Origin of the sequence: Cycloclasticus zancles 78-ME, from assembly GCF_000442595.1 — a bacterium.
Classification (GTDB): Bacteria; Pseudomonadota; Gammaproteobacteria; order Methylococcales; family Cycloclasticaceae; genus Cycloclasticus; species Cycloclasticus pugetii.
The window spans coordinates 37,224-54,129 of record NC_021917.1 but is presented as its reverse complement, the minus strand read 5'-3'; the positions used below and the strand labels follow the sequence as shown (position 1 = coordinate 54,129).

Genomic DNA, 16,906 nt, shown 5'->3' with positions numbered 1-16,906 from the left:
TAGCAATTATTAAACGTTACGGCTATTAACGTTCGTCCAGTGACACATAATCACGTTTTGGAGAACCTTTGTATAGCTGACGTGGACGACCAATTCTACCGTTTGGATCAGCCATCATTTCTAACCAATGTGACACCCAACCAGATGTTCTAGCAAGTGCAAACATCACCGTGAACATACTGACAGGAATACCAAGTGCCTTATAAATAACACCCGAATAAAAATCAACATTTGGATACAACTTACGCTCAACAAAATACTCATCTTTCAATGCAATTTCTTCAAGCTTCATTGCTAATTCAAACATCGGATCTTGCGTGCCCGTCTCTTCAAGCACCTCGTAGCATACCTTTCTAATAATCGTTGCTCTAGGATCAAAATTCTTATATACACGATGCCCAAAACCCATGAGTTTAAATGGGTCATTCTTATCTTTGGCTTTTTCTAAGAATTTAGGAATATTTTCCACACTGCCAATTTCGTCCAGCATTGTCAGCACCCCTTCATTAGCACCACCATGGGCAGGCCCCCATAACGCTGCAATACCCGCTGAAATACAAGCAAATGGGTTTGCACCTGTACTGCCTACCAACCTAACTGTTGAAGTACTCGCATTTTGCTCATGGTCAGCATGCAAAATAAACAATAGATTCAGGGCTTTTGCTGCAATCGGGCTAACGACATAATCCTCACAAGGTACTGAAAACATCATGTACAGTAAGTTTTCACAATAATCTAAATCATTACGCGGGTAGACAATTGGCTCACCGATTGAGTGCTTATAACAAGCCGCAGCAATCGTAGGTAATTTAGAAATCAACCTGTGCGCCGAAACCATCAAGTGCTCTTCATCATTCATGTTTAAACCATCATGATAAAAAGCCGCTAACGACCCTACCACACCCATCATCATGGACATAGGATGAGCATCATGACGAAAACCATCAAAGAACTTTTTCAACGACTCGTTAATCATCGTATGACGGCGAATAATATTACTGAAAGTTGCAAACTCTTCCGCATTTGGCAATTCACCATGAATTAACAAATACGCTGTCTCGATATAGTTACTATTTTCAGCCAACTGCTCAATGGGGTAGCCGCGATGCAACAACACGCCTTTATCGCCATCAATAAACGTAATTTCACTTTCACAACTTGCCGTTGTTCCAAAACTAGGATCGTGTGTGAAGTACCCTAGTTCACCCGGTATCCCTTTAACATCAATGGTTGAATTACCAAGCGTACCCTCAAGTAATGGCAGCTCTACACTTTTCCCAGTTGTATTATCTGTTAGCGTTAAATTTTTTGACGACATCTATAACTCCCTATCTATAAATAGTGCTATCTCACTACTTACGCGCAATAAAAACATGCACTCATTAAAAATAATTTGAAAACTTACTCATGATTTTAACGAACTATCTTAATCAGGTCACCTAGTTTGGGCTCACGATTCGGAAAAAGATCATTCAAAAGCCTCAGTTGGTCTTCTACATGGTGAGTGATCGGCGAGTTTTTAGCCAGCAGCTTTATACTTTTATTATGTTGGCCAACCTTCACTAACACCACCTTTAACTCTTTTGCGACTTTTCTATCTTTAGCATTCAACCTTGAAAAGCTTTTAATGCTCGTAAGCACTTGCTTATCAACCTCTACAAATCTATCAGCTCGTTTTGTTGTCGCAAAAAAGACAAACGCCCTTAAGCCATCAAATACCACGGCTATTCGAACCTTGCCTTGCCCATATGGTGTTTTACCGTTAACTATCGCCTGATAGCCAGCTAACTGACCCACTGAAAAAGGCTTTTCACTGAGTGTTTTTGTTATTCCTAAGCGAGTTCTTAGAAACTCCTTAGGGGTTATTTTTTTGGGTATCCGGAATTTCTGGTTGATAAAATGCCAAAGATGTAAAGAAGAAAATCTTTCTCAGCGGATTATCTGATTGATCCTCTTCAGCCTACTCTACTGCCAATTTTCTGTTTCCACCTTCGCCTGAGTCTTCATAGCGATGCTGACTAGGGAGGACAGCGAGAGCTGGGCAAGCGTCAAAGCGGTTCTGGTTCATGCGCAATCCGGACACCTGCACAACATTCCTCTTGTAAGAAACCGATCAAATTCTCTAGGTGCCCATACTCGGGTATACAGACAATCGTGCGGCTATGTTTCTCCTGCCGGATCAGCCCTACCTTGGCCATGCGCGCAAGGTGATGTGATAGCGTCGAAGCAGGAATACCCAGCCCCTTCTGGATATCTCCGACCGAAGCCCCATCATGGCCAGCTTTGACCAGAAAGCGGAACACGGACAGTCGGTGACTATTCCCTAGCTCAGCTAAGCTGGCTGCAACCTTTTCGTGATCCATAGCACGCCCCAATAATTCGATGTTTCTAGAATTATAGTTGACAGGTCGGATAAACGCAAGTAGGCTGCGTACATCATTTCGACAATACTAGAAATATAGGAGTAATATTGAATGTCATCTCAACTCCAAGACGCTCTAGGCATGTTCGCCTTTCTCGCTATCGAGCTATCGGTTTTATTCATTGGCATTAGCTTGCTGGTCGGAGTTCTTCAACGTCACATCCCACCATCCAAGGTGGAAGCGTTACTGACTTCCAGTGGGAAGCGAGGCTATTTTCTTGCTGCTGGTTTAGGAGCTATAACGCCCTTCTGTAGTTGCTCGACTATCCCCATGTTGAAAGGGTTGATTCGGGCACGGGCCGGTTTTGGGCCGATGATGGTGTTTCTTTTCTCATCTCCGTTGCTGAATCCTATCGTCGTCGGCCTGCTGGTTGCCACGTTTGGATGGACACTTACTGCTATCTATGTGCTCGCCGCTTTGGTGGTCGCGGTAGGTGCCGGATGGCTGCTTCACACGCTTGGCTTCGAGCGTTATGTGCGCCGGACGGCGACACAAGAGAGCAGTGGATGTAGTTCATCAGCAAGCCCGTGCAGTGCTACATCGACCGCATCGAGTTGCGGCACCAACAGCTGCGACACCACTCCGAAGACGGCTTCTTGCGGGGCTGATAGGAAGACAACAGTCTCTACGTCTAGCGAATGCTGTGACAGTCAACCCACTGTCACGGTTAAGAAAGAAGGGAAGTACAGTGGTGTGTGGCGGGAAGCTTGGTCGGACTTTATCGATGTGTTGCCTTACCTGCTCATCGGTATTGCGATTGGCAGCGTGATCTATGGTTTCATGCCCACTGACTTATTGGAGCAGTATGCAGGCCCAGATAATCCCTTTGCCATTCCAGTTGCCGCTGTCATCGGCGTGCCGTTGTATATTCGCGCTGAAGCCGTCATACCTCTGGCAGCGGCTCTGATGGCCAAAGGCGTGGGTGCCGGGACGGTGCTAGCGTTGATCATCGGCAGTGCCGGAGCCAGCCTGACTGAGCTCATTCTGTTGCGCTCTTTGTTCACGCTGAAGCTTTTAGCGGCGTTTTTAGCAGTCATTTTTGCTATGGCGATGATTGCCGGTTACGCCACCTACCTGTTTTTCTGATCAAGGCGGGAGATGATTAATTCGTTAAGCCTTCCTGGGTACCAGTTGGTGGATTCTGATGAGCAGAATGAAGACATACATTTTCGGCTTGAAGCACCTACACCAGTAGCCTGCGAGGGGTGCGGCGTGCAGGGTGAGTTCGTGCGGTTCGGCAAGCGTGACGTTCCCTATCGTGATCTGCCCATCCACGGCAAGCGGGTCACTCTCTGGGTGGTCCGCCGCCGATACACCTGCCGGGCCTGCAAGACAACATTCAGGCCCCAGCTACCGGAGATGGTGGACGGATTCCGTATGACACTGCGGCTGCATGAGTACGTGGAGAAGGAATCCTTCAACCACCCCTACACCTTTGTGGCGGCACAGACCGGCCTGGACGAGAAGACGGTGCGCGACATCTTCAACGCCCGCGCCGAGTTCCTGGGGCGCTGGCACCGCTTCGAGACGCCCCGCATCCTGGGCATTGACGAGCTATACCTGAACAAGCGCTACCGCTGCATTCTGACCAACATTGAGGAGCGAACCCTGCTCGACCTGCTGGCCACCCGCCGCCAGGACGTGGTGACCAACTACCTGATGAAGCTGAAAGACCGGCAGAAGGTCGAGATCGTCAGCATGGACATGTGGAACCCCTACCGGGCAGCGGTCAAGGCTGTGCTGCCCCAGGCCCGTATCGTGGTCGATAAGTTCCATGTGGTGCGCATGGCCAACGATGCCCTAGAGAGAGTGCGCAAGGGCCTCAGAAAGGAGCTGAAACCGTCCCAGAGCCGGACTCTCAAGGGAGACCGGAAAATCCTGCTGAAACGCGCTCACGAAGTCTCAGACCGGGAGCGCCTCATCATGGAGACCTGGACAGGCGCGTTCCCGCAACTGCTGGCCGCCTACGAGCACAAGGAGCGCTTCTACGGCATCTGGGACGCCACCACACGGCTCCAGGCAGAAGCCGCCCTGGACGAGTGGATAGCCACCATCCCGAAGGGCCAAAAGGAAGTCTGGAGCGATCTGGTCAGGGCAGTGGGAAACTGGCGCGAAGAGACCATGACCTACTTCGAGACGGACATGCCCGTCACCAACGCTTACACGGAGTCCATCAACCGACTGGCCAAGGACAAGAACCGTGAAGGGCGCGGTTACTCCTTCGAGGTGATGCGGGCACGAATGCTCTACACCACGAAGCACAAGAAGAAGGCACCGACTGCGAAGGTCTCTCCTTTCTACAAGAAAACCATCGGTTACGGACTGCCGGACTTCGCAGAGGAACTCAACTACGGAGTCGATCTATCAACCATCTGATAATGGTATCAGGTTGGTGGGGTAAAGGTGCCCCATCAACCATTAAATCCGTATACCCATTTTTTTATTTAAATCTTCTAACGTTAATTGCATCAACGCATCGTTGTTAGGGGTTGATGCAGCAATTGCGTTCGGCTTGTTCAAAATAAGCCACTGACTAGGAAACGTCAGTTTAAAATTCATCTCAGGGTGATAAAAGTGACGCCCACGAATGATTCCATCTTTCTCGCTGTCGCCAAATGTTAAGCTCTCTATTTTTTTTAAAAACGTAGTGTCTTGACCAGTCGTTCCTGAAACAACTGATGAAGCCCCTGCTCCACTTAACACTTGTTGCAAACGGGTATCATTATCGGGGTGGGTTGAAAACACACCGTGATAAGCTCGTGGCTCACGGCCTTGCTCAATAGCTAGTTTTTTATCGAACAACTCTTGATTCTTTAACGTTGAGATGACTTGTCGCATGGCAGAGGCACGATACCCCGCATTAATCAGGTACTGAACCCCTAAACCGTCCGCTTCTAACTCGTGTTCACGCCCATAACCTCTGACTATGCCCGTGCCTAACATATTCGTTAATTGTCCAGCCCCCTGCACCCCAGATGCAGCCGCAATAAGGCTTCCAATGATATTTGTTGTCGTTGCTAGGCTATGCTGACGAACAGAGTGTCTCGCTGTGACATGACCTAATTCATGACCCAACACGGCAGCCAACTCAGCCTCACTATTAAGGTACACCAATAAACCTCGAGTAATATAAATATAGCCGCCGGGTAATGCAAAAGCGTTGACTTGAGTGCTATCTAATAAGGTAAATCGGTAAATTAAGTTTTGTCGATGGCTAACACGTGCAACCCGATCACCCACCGATTGCACATACTGCTGAAGCTCTGGGTCATCATAGCGACGATATGCCTTCATTACTTGCTGACTATGCTGCCGACCTAAGGCCAGCTCTTCTTGCTCTGACATTAAAACAAAGTCACGCTCTCCGGTTACTGGGTTAACCGAGCAGCCAACACAGAGTAATACGATTATGACAATACTATAACGACTTACCATGCCTCCTCCCTAAAACACTTAAGCAAAAAAAATGCTACCTATAAGGTAGCATTTTTTTCAACTATACGCTTTAGCGTCAACTTATCCACGCTGATAACGTTTATTAAACTTATCAACACGGCCAGCCGTATCAACAATACGCTGTTTACCGGTATAAAATGGATGACACTCTGAACAAGATTCAATATGCAGTTCAGACTTACTGAGTGTTGAACTAGTTTTAAAAGCATTCCCGCAACTACAAGTAACGGCTACTTCGTTATATTCTGGGTGTGTATCTGGTTTCATAGTATTCTCTAAAAATCTGTGGCAGGACAGTACTGTCCTTAAGCTTGGTCGCGCATCATACGAAAAATGTTAGCCTTTAGCAAGTCCTTTCATTGTTACCTTTGTTCGGTATGATGTCTAATTTTATTAATTGTTCAGAAAACCCCTCATGAAAATTGTTTCAATCAATATTAACGGCATTCGCGCTGGCGAAAGAAAAGGCTTTTTTAACTGGGTACAACAACTCGATGCTGATGTACTGTGCTTACAAGAAATAAAGGCCCAAGAAGATCAACTAACTGCCGATACCTTCTGGCCCGCTAATTACCATTGTTTCTACCATCCTGCCGAAAAGAAAGGTTACAGCGGCGTCGCCATTTTTTCCAAGCAAAAGCCTGACAATGTAACTAAAGGTATTGGTTGGGAAGACTTTGATGCCGAGGGTCGCTTTATTGAAGCCGCCTTTGGCAACCTAAGGGTATCATCTATTTACATGCCATCGGGGTCCTCAAAAGAATCCCGCCAAGCCTTTAAGTACGACTTAATGGATCGATTAATGCCCGTGCTACAAGAAAAACAAAAAGATGGCAAACAACATATTATTTGTGGGGACTGGAATATTGCACATAAAAAAATAGACATTAAGAACTGGCGCGGAAATCAAAAAAACTCTGGTTTTTTACCCGAAGAGCGCGCCTGGCTAGACGATCTATTTGGCAAAGAAGGCTGGGGTGATGCCTTTCGCCTTGTGAACCAAGAAGCTGAACAATATACATGGTGGTCCAACCGAGGACAGGCGTGGGCCAATAACACTGGCTGGCGGATAGATTACCAAGTTATTTCAGAAAACTTAAAAAATACGGTTGCCAATGCATCCATCTATAAAGATGAGCGGTTTTCTGACCATGCCCCCTTGATTGTTGATTACGACATCCCTACAGCCTAATTATGCCGATCTCTATCGCCCAAGGAAGTTGGCTAGGCTCTATTCGTGCCTTCTGCCAACCACCCGTCATAGCGATGCTATTTTTAGGCCTGTCTGCAGGCATTCCACTCCTATTAATTTTTTCTTCATTAGGCTTATGGCTGCGCGAAGCTGGCATTGAGCGTGCTACTGTTACTTATTTTAGTTGGGCTGCTTTGGGCTATTCTTTTAAGTTTGTTTGGGCACCCTTGGTTGATAAATTACCACTGCCTTTTTTAACCACTTGGCTCGGCTATCGACGAAGCTGGATTTTATTCTCACAGCTGATGATTATCATCTCGATTTGCTTGATGGCGTTCATAGATCCGCACCAAGATGACCTAGTTCTCATGGCTTTTGCCGCTATTTTGCTCGGTTTCTCTTCAGCGACGCAAGATATTGTTATTGATGCTTATCGCATTGAATCAGCCGAGAGCAGCCTACAGGCGCTGATGTCATCTAGCTACATTGCCGGCTATCGGATTGGCATGATTGTTTCTGGTGCTGGCGCGTTATTGCTAGCCAACCACTTAGGGTCCAGTATAGACAGCTACAGCTATAGTGCATGGCAGTGGGCCTACCTATGTATGGCCAGCATCATGTTGATTGGCGTTATCACAACACTTTTGATATCTGAGCCCCGTCAAAAAATTCACTCCAATTTTTTCCACGACACCCGTGAGCATGTCCAGCTATTAACGCTTTTCACCTTGGCTGTTACGGGTTTTATTGCTGTTTATTTTTTTAGCGCCGATACGGCAAACCAACTCAAAGCAGAGCTCACCACGCTTTTCTCAAACAGACCCCTAGCCAGTGTTTTAGTCGAATTCTTCCGCCTTGGACTGGCACTGGCAGGTGCAAGCCTTGTCACCCGCCTGCTGATATCAAGTGGGCTTATTTCTTATACACTGGTCACCAAAACTTACATAGAACCCGTTAAAGACTTTTTCTCACGTTATGGTTATTCAGTTGCTTGGCTGCTACTGGCTTTGGTTGGCTTGTATCGAATATCTGATATTGTTCTAGGCGTCATTTCAAACATCTTTTATCAAGACCTTGGCTTCAGTAAGCCCGAGATCGCGAGCGTGGTAAAAACATTCGGACTACTGATGACTCTTCTGGGTGGTTTTATTGGCGGCTTACTTGTTTTACGTTTCGGCGTGATACGAATTTTGTTTATCGGCGCCTTACTATCTGCACTGACTAACTTGCTCTTTATGCTGTTAGCACAAATAGGTCACAATATGCCTATGCTTTACCTTGTGATTTCTGCTGATAATTTGTCTGCTGGTCTTGCTAGCGCTGCCTTCATTGCTTTTTTATCGAGCCTCACCAATGTTTCATTCACCGCCGTACAGTACGCCATTTTTAGTTCTTTGATGACCTTGCTCCCCAAAATATTAGGTGGCTACTCTGGTTCGATGGTTGAATTATTTGGCTATGAACAATTTTTCCTAATCACCGCGTTAATGGGGGTCCCTGTCCTTGTGCTGATCAGTTGGATTAATAAACACATTAAACTAAACGTTTAAAGGGACGTAAAAAACTACGGCACCTTGATGAATAGCTGGCTAATCAACATAAAACTGTTGTTTAAAACTCAATTCCAGCGGTTTTATTACACCTTTTGGTTTTAGGCTGATATTAAATGTCACCACTTCTTTGTTCGACACTCTAAACTCACTCAAATAATAAATAGCCTTTCCTTCCGCTACTCTTCTTGATTCAAGAGTCTTTAACTGACCCGCACGATTAACGGCCATTACTTTAACGTCTGCATTAACTGTTTGAGGCAACTGGCCCGGGTGGGGCTTCTTTTGAACCGACAGGTTTAACACCCCTTTATAACGGCTCCGCAAAATGCCATAAGCCGTAGCCATTTGTGGCGGCAAGGTATCAGCAGTAAACGCGTTGTAATACACAATATAATCACCAAAATCGTAAGCATTTTCTGCTGTACTCAATGTTGGGCATAACAATAAAAGTAATAAAAAGTATTTTTTAAATCGCATCTTTTTTTCCATCAAGTTGATAGAGTGCCACTTCGCCAAATAAATTAGGCCATAGCTTCATTAATGTACTTGGTCGATGATCATAATCCATGATCCCTTTTTTAGAAATCACCATTGAACGTTGATGACAAAACTGTTCAAAATCACTCACTGTACATAAATGTATGTTTTTTGTATCGTACCATTCAGCCGGTAAAGCCTTAGAAACGGGCATCCGCCCTTTCAGCGAAAGGTAAAGGCGACAGCGCCATAAACCAAAGTTTGGGAACGTCACTATACTTTTTCGTCCTACCCGCAGCATTTCCTCCAGTGTTTTATCTGGTCGATGCAGCGCCTGTAATGCTTGGGTCATAATCACGTAATCAAATGATCCATCAGCAAAATCAGTTAAACCTGCATCCAAGTCTGTCTGAATAATATTGACGTTCTTTTTTAAACAACTCAAGACATTCTGTTGGTCTATTTCTACCCCATAGCCCGTCACCTGCCGATTTCTTTGCAACCAATCGAGTAACGCACCATCACCACAACCTAAATCTAGCACCCTAGAGCCCGGCTCTACCCAATCGCAAATTTTTTCTAGTTCGGGCCTAAGTTCACTCACGGCGACACCTCAATATTTCGCATATAGGCACCAAATGCATCGAGATAGTCGTCATTGTGCACTAAAAATGCATCATGCCCATAATTCGACTCAAACTCTAAGTAGCTAACATCTCGACCCGCCTCGGTTAATGCACTGACAATCTCTTTGGAACGAGCAGGTGAAAAACGCCAATCTGTAGTAAACGAGGCTAAAAAGAATTTTGCTTGAACTTTCTCAAATACAGCAGATAAATCGCCCCCCTCTTTTTCAGCAGGGTCAAAATAATCTAACGCCTTGGTCATTAATAAATAAGTGTTCGCGTCGAAACGGTTAGCAAAAGATTCTCCTTGATATCGCAAATAGCTTTCTACTTGAAACTCAACACCGTAATCATATTTAAGTTGATCGTTTTTTAGTTCTCGACCAAATTTATCACCCATTGCATCATCAGATAAATAGGTTATATGCCCCAACATTCTTGCGACCTTTAAACCATTAGCCGGCACCGTATTATGATCATAATAACGACCGCCGTGAAAATCAGCGTCACTCATAATAGCCTGTCTCGCGACCGCATTGAAGGCGATATTTTGTGCTGATAATTTAGGGGCAGACGCAATGACGATGGCATGGCGTATCATATCTGGAAATTGAATCGCCCATTGCAACGCCTGCATACCTCCTAAACTGCCGCCCGCTACAGCGGCCCATTGACTGATACCGAGCTTATCTGCCAGTCTTTTTTGATAGTTAACCCAATCAACAACGGTCACTATTGGAAAGTCTTGACCGTAAGCTTGCGAGGTTTTCGGGTCAATACTTCGCGGCCCTGTTGAACCACTGCAGTGGCCCAAATTACAGGGCGAGACCACAAAAAACCGGTTCGTATCAATTGCTTTTCCCGGCCCTATGCATATATCCCACCAGCCTGGCTTTGAGTCGCCTTCATGATGATACCCAGCGGCATGATGATCTGCCGATAAGGCATGGCAAATTAGAACCGCATTATCTACTGCCGAATTTAACCTGCCATAGGTTTCATAAACAATATCGTATTGCTCAATGAGCCTACCACTCTCCAACGATAACGGCTCGTCAAAGTGAAGGGTTTGTGGCTCAACAATACCCACTGAATTTGTTTTAATATTAGACAATTTATTCTTTTAAGTTATAATAATATCAGTTAATATTATTTTTAATTATATCAAAAACCCTTTATATTCACCGGCCTAGTATGAATTTACTGCGCCTTAAGCGACGATAATAACATGTACCTGTATAACGAATTTGATCAAACTCTTGTCAACGAACGCGTTGAACAATTTCGCGATCAAACAAAGCGGTTCTTAAATGGCGATCTAACGGAAGAACAATTTCGCCCCTTACGCCTTATGAATGGTTTATACATTCAAACACATGCGCCAATGTTGCGCATCAATATACCGTACGGCTTATTATCAAGTAAACAGCTTCGCATGCTTGCCCACGTTTCTCATAAGTATGACAAAGACTACGGACACTTTACGACTCGCCAAAACATTCAGTTTAATTGGCCAGAGCTAAAACGGGTGCCCGATATTCTTGCTGACTTAGCAAGCGTGCAAATGCACTCTATTCAAAGTAGTGGCAATTGCATCCGAAACACGACGGCAGACCCACTAGCCGGCGTTTGTGCAGATGAAATTGAAGACCCAAGACCCTATTGCGAAATAATTCGTCAATGGTCAACTTTACACCCAGAGTTTTCATACCTGCCACGCAAATTTAAAATTGCCGTAAGCGGTTCACCAAAAGATCGTGCCGCTACGCAAGTACACGATATTGGTCTACATCTTAAAAAAGATGCTGATGGCAACATCGGTTTTGAAGTCTTAGTTGGTGGAGGACTTGGGCGCACCCCCGTTATTGGTCAAACAATTAACAACTTTATTGCTGAAAAAGACCTCTTGTCCTACCTTGAAGCGATTCTTCGCGTTTATAACCGCTTTGGCCGCAGAGATAATAAATACAAAGCCCGTATTAAAATACTCGTTCGCGAAACAGGCTTAGATACTTTTAAAGAACAGGTCGAAGCAGAATGGGCTTCCATCCGAGACAGTCAATTAACGCTAACCGACGATAACATTCAACGTGTAAAACGTTACTTCACACCACTAAATTACGAAACAGCTAACGATGAGGCTTTAGAGCAACACTTGGCTAATAGCGGTGCTTTTCGTCAGTGGTTTCAACAAAATACTAAAGCGCACAAACAATCCGGTTACCGTATTGCCTTTGTTTCGCTTAAATCACCAAAGCGTCCGCCGGGCGATGTAACCAAACAGCAAATGGAACTCATCGCCGACTTGGCTGACCAATATAGTTTTGGCCAGATCAGAACCACTCACGACCAAAACCTTGCATTAACCGATGTAAAATCCTGTGATTTATATGCCCTTTGGCAGCAATTAGCCGAGCATGACCTTGCAACAGCAAATATTGGCACGATTACCGATATGATTTGCTGCCCCGGTCTCGATTTTTGTAGCTTAGCAAATGCCAGCTCTATTGATATCGCACAAGGTATTACTGACCGTTTTACTGACAGCGCCATTGACGCTGGCAATATCAGCCTCAAAATGTCTGGTTGCATGAATGGCTGTGGCCACCATAGCATCGGTGAAATTGGTATTTTGGGTGTCGATAAAAAAGGCGAGCAATGGTATCAATTAACTCTAGGTGGTTCCGATAGCCATCAAAGTAAATTAGGGGACAGGCTTGGAAAAGCCATTGCCAAAGATGGTGTAGTAGATGCTATTGACGACATTGTTCAGGTCTATAAAGCCAACAGAATAGATGATGAAAACTTTGCAAGCACACTGCAACGCATCGGATTACAACCGTTTAAGGATAAAGTGTATGACGCTCATTAAAAACAACGAAATCGTTCAAGACCGTTGGACCAAGCTAGACGAAGAGCAAGCTCTACAAGCAGACTATAACATCATCGATCTTGCCTATTGGAATGCCAATAAAGATTCCTTAATCGCTAGCAAAGGACATCTTGGCTTATGGGTTCAAGGCGATGAAAGTGCAGAACAATTTGCAGATGACTTACAATACTTTGAGCTTATCGCTATACACTTTCCAACATTTGTTGACGGTCGTGGTTACTCACTAGCGAAAATATTACGTGAAAAGCACCATTACACCAAAGAAATCAGAGCCGTTGGTGATGTCCTACCCGATCAGGCTCTTTATTTAACACGTGTAGGATTCGATACACTTGAATTCTCAACTAAAGAAGCTGGTTCGCTTGCCTTAGAAAAATTAAATGAGTTTAGCGTTTTCTATCAGGCTGCTACCAACTAGCAGCCTTGCCCTTATCGTTATTTTTATCAAAATAACGACAAGATACGCAAAAAAACATATTACACCACTAGCTCGCTTCTTAGCTCCCTTGCCAGGCTGTAACTAAAACACCCCCTAACCGTCACACAAGCGTCATAACCTGTTGGTACATTTGATGTCCCGTTTCAATGCATAAGGACATCCAATGGATTCACTAATAAAGCTCACTCTCGGCGTCAGCTTAACGCTTGGCATATCATTCTCTACACTTTCTTTTGCTGATATTAATATCGTTAAAAAAGGTCAATATACCGAGGAATGTGGCGGCGAAGAAAGTTGCACCGAGATTTCAGCTTTTAGTCCTGTGTCGAATAGGATTTACACCACCAATGCCGAAGAGAATGAACTCAAAATTCTTAATGTAGATAGTAACGGCTGGCTCTCCGAGCACAGCACTCTGACTTTGATTGGTGGCGGCCCAAACAGTGTTACTACCTACGGGAATTGGGTTGCTGTAGCCGTAGAGGCTGTCAATAAACAAGATGATGGCAACGTTCTTATCTATGACCTTGAAGGAAATTTACAGCGGATCATAAAAGCTGGCGCATTACCCGACATGCTGACATTTACCCCGAACGGTAAATTTTTAATTGTTGCTAACGAAGGAGAGCCTGACGATGAGTATAAAAATGACCCTGAAGGTACGGTAACTGTTATCAATACAAACACTTGGATGCCTGCAACGGCTGATTTTAATACGTTTAACAGTACTAAATTAAAAAACGTGCGTATTTTTGGCCCAGATGCGTCAATTGCCCAAGACCTAGAACCTGAATATATTACTGTTTCAGCCGACTCCAGTACGGCTTGGATTAGCCTGCAAGAAAACAATGCTTTAGCAAAACTAGACATTGCGTCAGCGACTATCACCGATATTTATGGCTTAGGTTACAAAAAACATCAACAAAATAAAAATGCCTTTGATGCCAGCAACAAAGATAATGCAATAAACATTCAAACATGGCCAACATACGGCATGTATCAACCCGATGCTATTGCAAGTTTCGAGTATAAAGGTTCAACTTTCATTTTATCTGCCAATGAGGGCGATGCTAGAGACTATGACGGTTACAGCGAAGAAGTGCGTGTTGAAGACCTAATATTAAACCCTGACGCATTCGAAAATGCTAGAGAGCTTCAACAAATAGAGAACCTGGGGCGATTAAAAACCACCACTGCCAATGGCGATATAAACAATGATGGGGCACATGAAAAGATTTACTCTTATGGCGCACGCTCTTTTTCTATCTGGGATGAAAAAGGGTCTCGAATCTATGACTCTGGGTCTGACTTTGAACGCTTCTTAGCCACCTATGCTGATAACAACGTTGATAATGAACCATGGGAAGAAGGACGTAGTGACGACAAGGGGCCTGAACCTGAATCTATTACTACCGGTGAGCTACGCGGTAAAATTTATGCCTTTATTGGCTTAGAAAGAGCTAATGGTATTTTTATATATGACATCTCTAATCCGCGCAAACCAAAGCCTGCCGGTTATATCAACATTGAGAAGCAAGGTGACATTGGACCAGAAGGGTTAATTTTTATTAAAAAAACTGAGTCTCATGGTTGGCTAATTGTTACTAATGAGATTAGTAACACGATTAGTATTTACGAAATAAGCATTGATTAACACAATGCTTTGTTAAAAAGTCCCTGCTGGTTTTATCAGCAGGGACTTTTTGTGTTCATTGCTGAAACAGCGTGCAATTTAGTTAATGATCTTACCCACTACCATTTGTGCCGATCTTTTCCGAAGCTGATATGAAATAGGCTCAAGCTTCACCCCCCGTAAGGCTAATGTGGGTAACATTTCTTGCAATACACTTAATGTTTCTGGATATGGGTGACCAATGCCCACGGCATAACCGTTTTCTAAAGCTTGTTTAATCAATATATCAAACTGTTGTTTAATCTTTTCTTCATCAATAGTGTGGTCGAGAAAAACATCACGACTAAGGACGGGCACACCTTGTTCAACGGCAATTTGCGCGGCAATAGACTGCCCAGCAGTACGACTATCAACAAAAAAATAATTTCCCTGCCGCATTGTTTTCATCACCCATTCCATATGGCCAGGATGCCGTGTTAGCAAACTCCCTTGGTGATTATTCATACCGATTGCGTGAGGTACTTTATTAAACGCTTGCAACAGGGCCTGCTCCACCTCTTTTTCTTTCATATCAATGGCTAAGGCACCCTCTTCGGCAGCTTCTCCAAGGGTTGACTGCATTGGCATATGCAGCATAACTTCGTGCCCATGCTGATGCGCAAGATTGGCCAACTGTCTGGCTTTTGGTGCATTGGGTAAAACCGCATACGTTAAGTTGGCCGATAGATTAATCAGCTGCCGGCCTTCTTCTAAACGATAACCAATATCGTCAATAATAATACTGATAACCGCCTCTGGTTTTACTTCCTCGGCGTGGCTAGGCCCTATCAAAAAAACACAAGCGATCAATAAAAAAGTCCGAGCCATAATTAACTTTTCCACCGGTCGCTCGTGCCTATCGCTTACTTTCTTAAAATATTGATGCCTTTAAGCAAATTAAGCGCTTCGTGCAAGGGGTAATCTGTACTCACTTGCTCTACTACTTTTTCTTCCTTTTCTTCTTCGCCTTCGGGGTTCACTAAATGCTTTGTTAAATCTTTTTCTTTAATAGCAACAAAATCATCTTCTAATTGTTCTAACTTTACTGCCGATAAAGTAATGTCAGGCGTGATCCCTTCAGCTTGAATTGAGCGACCTGATGGCGTGAAGTAGCGCGCCGTGGTTAATTTAATCGCTCCGCCTTTATTGTTTTCTAAAATCGTTTGCACCGAACCTTTACCAAAACTTTGCTGCCCCATAATCACTGCACGCTTATGGTCTTGTAACGCACCAGCAACAATTTCTGAGGCCGACGCAGAACCACCATTAATCAACACAACAATTGGAGCACCTTTTAAAACATCATTGGGGCCTGCTTTAAAGCTCATTTTAGAATGCTCAATACGGCCTTCTGTGTAAACAATTAAACCATCGCTTAAGAAAGCATCACTCACTGACACGGCCGCATTTAATAAACCACCAGGGTTATTACGTAAATCCAATACCAGACCTTTTAGCTCATTACCTTCAGATTCTTTTTTTAACTCAGAAATCGCGTCATTTAGGTTTTCTCCAGTCCTTGTTTGGAAGCTGGCAATTCTTACATAGCCATAGCCGGGTTCTAAAAGACGATTTTTCACACTAACCACTTTAATAACTGCACGGGTGATCTTAATTTTAAGTGGCTTCGGCTCACCTTCTCTTATAATCGTTAACAGAATATCGGTCCCTGGTTTGCCGCGCATTATTTTTACTGCATCTGACAAGGTCATGCCTTTTACTGGTTTTTCATCTAAACGAATCACCAAATCACCGGCTTCTATCCCTGCTTTAAAAGCAGGCGTATCATCAATTGGCGTAATAACTTTTACGAAACCATCTTCCATACCTACTTCGATGCCTAAACCACCAAATTCCCCACGTGTTCCTTCACGCAAATCTTTAAAGGCTTTTTTATCCAAATAGGTTGAGTGAGGGTCCAAGCCCGTTAACATCCCTTTTATCGCATTCTCTAATAGGTCGTGATCACTAACCTCTTCAACATAAGACGCTTTAATTTGGCCAAATACTTCTGAAAATGCCTTTAAATCCTCTAATGGTAACGAACTGTTAACCCGTTCTTTCTCAGCCAACACGGTCCCGCCAATGCTCAACATAATACCCAGTGCAGCACCTACCATTAACACTGGCAATGTTTTACGTAAAAAATTCATATCAACTCCATTAACTTACAAA

Annotated in this window: 17 protein-coding genes; 7 read left to right on the top strand and 10 right to left on the bottom strand. The window is 44.3% G+C overall.

Features of this window, described 5'->3' with window-relative positions; translation table 11 throughout:
* Positions 1-25: 25 nt before the first annotated feature.
* The 3 genes from CYCME_RS00270 to CYCME_RS00260 form a co-directional block, all read right to left on the bottom strand.
* Entirely contained in the window at positions 26-1,318 is a 1,293-nt protein-coding gene (locus tag CYCME_RS00270; protein ID WP_020931771.1) for a citrate synthase, read from the bottom strand.
* 95 nt (positions 1,319-1,413) lie between these two features.
* A complete protein-coding gene (locus CYCME_RS00265) occupies positions 1,414-1,797 on the bottom strand; it encodes a hypothetical protein (RefSeq protein WP_020931770.1) in 384 nt (127 codons plus the stop codon).
* Between the two features lie 251 nt (positions 1,798-2,048).
* Positions 2,049-2,363 carry an ArsR/SmtB family transcription factor gene (locus tag CYCME_RS00260; RefSeq protein WP_000349485.1) on the bottom strand — a complete coding sequence of 105 codons (315 nt, stop codon included), beginning with the start codon at positions 2,361-2,363 and terminating at the stop codon, positions 2,049-2,051.
* Positions 2,364-2,474: 111 nt separating this feature from the next.
* Here CYCME_RS00260 and CYCME_RS00255 point away from each other — a divergent pair, with 111 nt between their 5' ends.
* Both CYCME_RS00255 and CYCME_RS00250 read left to right on the top strand, forming a co-directional pair.
* Positions 2,475-3,509: a permease gene (locus CYCME_RS00255; RefSeq protein WP_000098298.1), complete on the top strand. Its 1,035-nt coding sequence runs from the start codon at positions 2,475-2,477 to the stop codon at positions 3,507-3,509.
* 12 nt (positions 3,510-3,521) lie between these two features.
* Complete coding sequence (locus tag CYCME_RS00250) at positions 3,522-4,799, top strand: ISL3 family transposase (RefSeq protein ID WP_000610830.1); 1,278 nt, start codon at positions 3,522-3,524, stop codon at positions 4,797-4,799.
* Positions 4,800-4,841: 42 nt separating this feature from the next.
* Here the strand turns inward: CYCME_RS00250 and CYCME_RS00245 are convergent, their stop codons facing one another.
* Both CYCME_RS00245 and rpmE read right to left on the bottom strand, forming a co-directional pair.
* Positions 4,842-5,858 (bottom strand): M48 family metalloprotease, encoded by a 1,017-nt coding sequence (locus CYCME_RS00245; protein ID WP_020931769.1) that lies wholly within the window; start codon positions 5,856-5,858, stop codon positions 4,842-4,844.
* Positions 5,859-5,939: 81 nt separating this feature from the next.
* The gene (gene rpmE, locus CYCME_RS00240) at positions 5,940-6,146 is read right to left on the bottom strand and encodes a 50S ribosomal protein L31 (RefSeq protein ID WP_015004861.1); all 207 of its coding nucleotides are present in this window, start codon (positions 6,144-6,146) and stop codon (positions 5,940-5,942) included.
* 148 nt (positions 6,147-6,294) lie between these two features.
* Here rpmE and CYCME_RS00235 point away from each other — a divergent pair, with 148 nt between their 5' ends.
* Together CYCME_RS00235 and CYCME_RS00230 are read left to right on the top strand one after the other, a co-directional pair.
* On the top strand, positions 6,295-7,071 hold the full coding sequence (locus CYCME_RS00235) for an exodeoxyribonuclease III (protein ID WP_020931768.1): 777 nt from the start codon (positions 6,295-6,297) through the stop codon (positions 7,069-7,071).
* A gap of 2 nt (positions 7,072-7,073) precedes the next feature.
* Positions 7,074-8,621: an AmpG family muropeptide MFS transporter gene (locus CYCME_RS00230; RefSeq protein WP_020931767.1), complete on the top strand. Its 1,548-nt coding sequence runs from the start codon at positions 7,074-7,076 to the stop codon at positions 8,619-8,621.
* 39 nt (positions 8,622-8,660) lie between these two features.
* On the opposite strand, the gene CYCME_RS00225 is transcribed toward CYCME_RS00230, so the two are convergent.
* From CYCME_RS00225 to metX, 3 genes are read right to left on the bottom strand one after another with little or no spacing between them, the layout of a single operon-like run.
* Complete coding sequence (locus tag CYCME_RS00225; RefSeq protein WP_015004858.1) at positions 8,661-9,101, bottom strand: DUF4426 domain-containing protein; 441 nt, start codon at positions 9,099-9,101, stop codon at positions 8,661-8,663.
* Positions 9,091-9,705 (bottom strand): methionine biosynthesis protein MetW, encoded by a 615-nt coding sequence (gene metW, locus CYCME_RS00220; protein WP_015004857.1) that lies wholly within the window; start codon positions 9,703-9,705, stop codon positions 9,091-9,093. Before metW ends, CYCME_RS00225 begins: the two co-directional genes overlap by 11 nt.
* On the bottom strand, positions 9,702-10,841 hold the full coding sequence (metX, locus tag CYCME_RS00215; protein ID WP_020931766.1) for a homoserine O-succinyltransferase MetX: 1,140 nt from the start codon (positions 10,839-10,841) through the stop codon (positions 9,702-9,704). The genes metW and metX overlap by 4 nt, the downstream gene beginning before the upstream one ends.
* A 114-nt stretch (positions 10,842-10,955) precedes the next feature.
* On the opposite strand from metX, the gene CYCME_RS00210 reads away from it, so the two are divergent.
* From CYCME_RS00210 to CYCME_RS00200, 3 genes are all read left to right on the top strand, one after another.
* Positions 10,956-12,599: a nitrite/sulfite reductase gene (locus CYCME_RS00210; RefSeq protein ID WP_020931765.1), complete on the top strand. Its 1,644-nt coding sequence runs from the start codon at positions 10,956-10,958 to the stop codon at positions 12,597-12,599.
* The gene (locus CYCME_RS00205; RefSeq protein ID WP_015004854.1) at positions 12,586-13,038 is read left to right on the top strand and encodes a DUF934 domain-containing protein; all 453 of its coding nucleotides are present in this window, start codon (positions 12,586-12,588) and stop codon (positions 13,036-13,038) included. Before CYCME_RS00210 ends, CYCME_RS00205 begins: the two co-directional genes overlap by 14 nt.
* A 184-nt stretch (positions 13,039-13,222) precedes the next feature.
* A complete protein-coding gene (locus tag CYCME_RS00200; protein WP_016390266.1) occupies positions 13,223-14,713 on the top strand; it encodes a choice-of-anchor I family protein in 1,491 nt (496 codons plus the stop codon).
* Between the two features lie 78 nt (positions 14,714-14,791).
* On the opposite strand, the gene CYCME_RS00195 is transcribed toward CYCME_RS00200, so the two are convergent.
* Together CYCME_RS00195 and CYCME_RS00190 are read right to left on the bottom strand one after the other, a co-directional pair.
* A complete protein-coding gene (locus CYCME_RS00195; protein ID WP_016390265.1) occupies positions 14,792-15,574 on the bottom strand; it encodes a divergent polysaccharide deacetylase family protein in 783 nt (260 codons plus the stop codon).
* 20 nt (positions 15,575-15,594) lie between these two features.
* On the bottom strand, positions 15,595-16,884 hold the full coding sequence (locus tag CYCME_RS00190) for a S41 family peptidase (protein WP_016390264.1): 1,290 nt from the start codon (positions 16,882-16,884) through the stop codon (positions 15,595-15,597).
* Between the last annotated feature and the right edge of the window lie 22 nt (positions 16,885-16,906).

Excerpts from the sequence above, each read along its gene's own strand:
- CYCME_RS00270 (WP_020931771.1), bottom strand. The coding sequence starts at position 1,318 with ATGTCGTCAAAAAATTTAACGCTAACAGATAATACAACTGGGAAAAGT.
- CYCME_RS00260 (WP_000349485.1), bottom strand. The coding sequence starts at position 2,363 with ATGGATCACGAAAAGGTTGCAGCCAGCTTAGCTGAGCTAGGGAATAGT.
- CYCME_RS00255 (WP_000098298.1), top strand. The coding sequence starts at position 2,475 with ATGTCATCTCAACTCCAAGACGCTCTAGGCATGTTCGCCTTTCTCGCT.
- CYCME_RS00250 (WP_000610830.1), top strand. The coding sequence starts at position 3,522 with ATGATTAATTCGTTAAGCCTTCCTGGGTACCAGTTGGTGGATTCTGAT.
- CYCME_RS00245 (WP_020931769.1), bottom strand. The coding sequence starts at position 5,858 with ATGGTAAGTCGTTATAGTATTGTCATAATCGTATTACTCTGTGTTGGC.
- rpmE (WP_015004861.1), bottom strand. The coding sequence starts at position 6,146 with ATGAAACCAGATACACACCCAGAATATAACGAAGTAGCCGTTACTTGT.
- CYCME_RS00235 (WP_020931768.1), top strand. The coding sequence starts at position 6,295 with ATGAAAATTGTTTCAATCAATATTAACGGCATTCGCGCTGGCGAAAGA.
- CYCME_RS00230 (WP_020931767.1), top strand. The coding sequence starts at position 7,074 with ATGCCGATCTCTATCGCCCAAGGAAGTTGGCTAGGCTCTATTCGTGCC.
- CYCME_RS00225 (WP_015004858.1), bottom strand. The coding sequence starts at position 9,101 with ATGCGATTTAAAAAATACTTTTTATTACTTTTATTGTTATGCCCAACA.
- CYCME_RS00210 (WP_020931765.1), top strand. The coding sequence starts at position 10,956 with ATGTACCTGTATAACGAATTTGATCAAACTCTTGTCAACGAACGCGTT.
- CYCME_RS00205 (WP_015004854.1), top strand. The coding sequence starts at position 12,586 with ATGACGCTCATTAAAAACAACGAAATCGTTCAAGACCGTTGGACCAAG.
- CYCME_RS00200 (WP_016390266.1), top strand. The coding sequence starts at position 13,223 with ATGGATTCACTAATAAAGCTCACTCTCGGCGTCAGCTTAACGCTTGGC.
- CYCME_RS00190 (WP_016390264.1), bottom strand. The coding sequence starts at position 16,884 with ATGAATTTTTTACGTAAAACATTGCCAGTGTTAATGGTAGGTGCTGCA.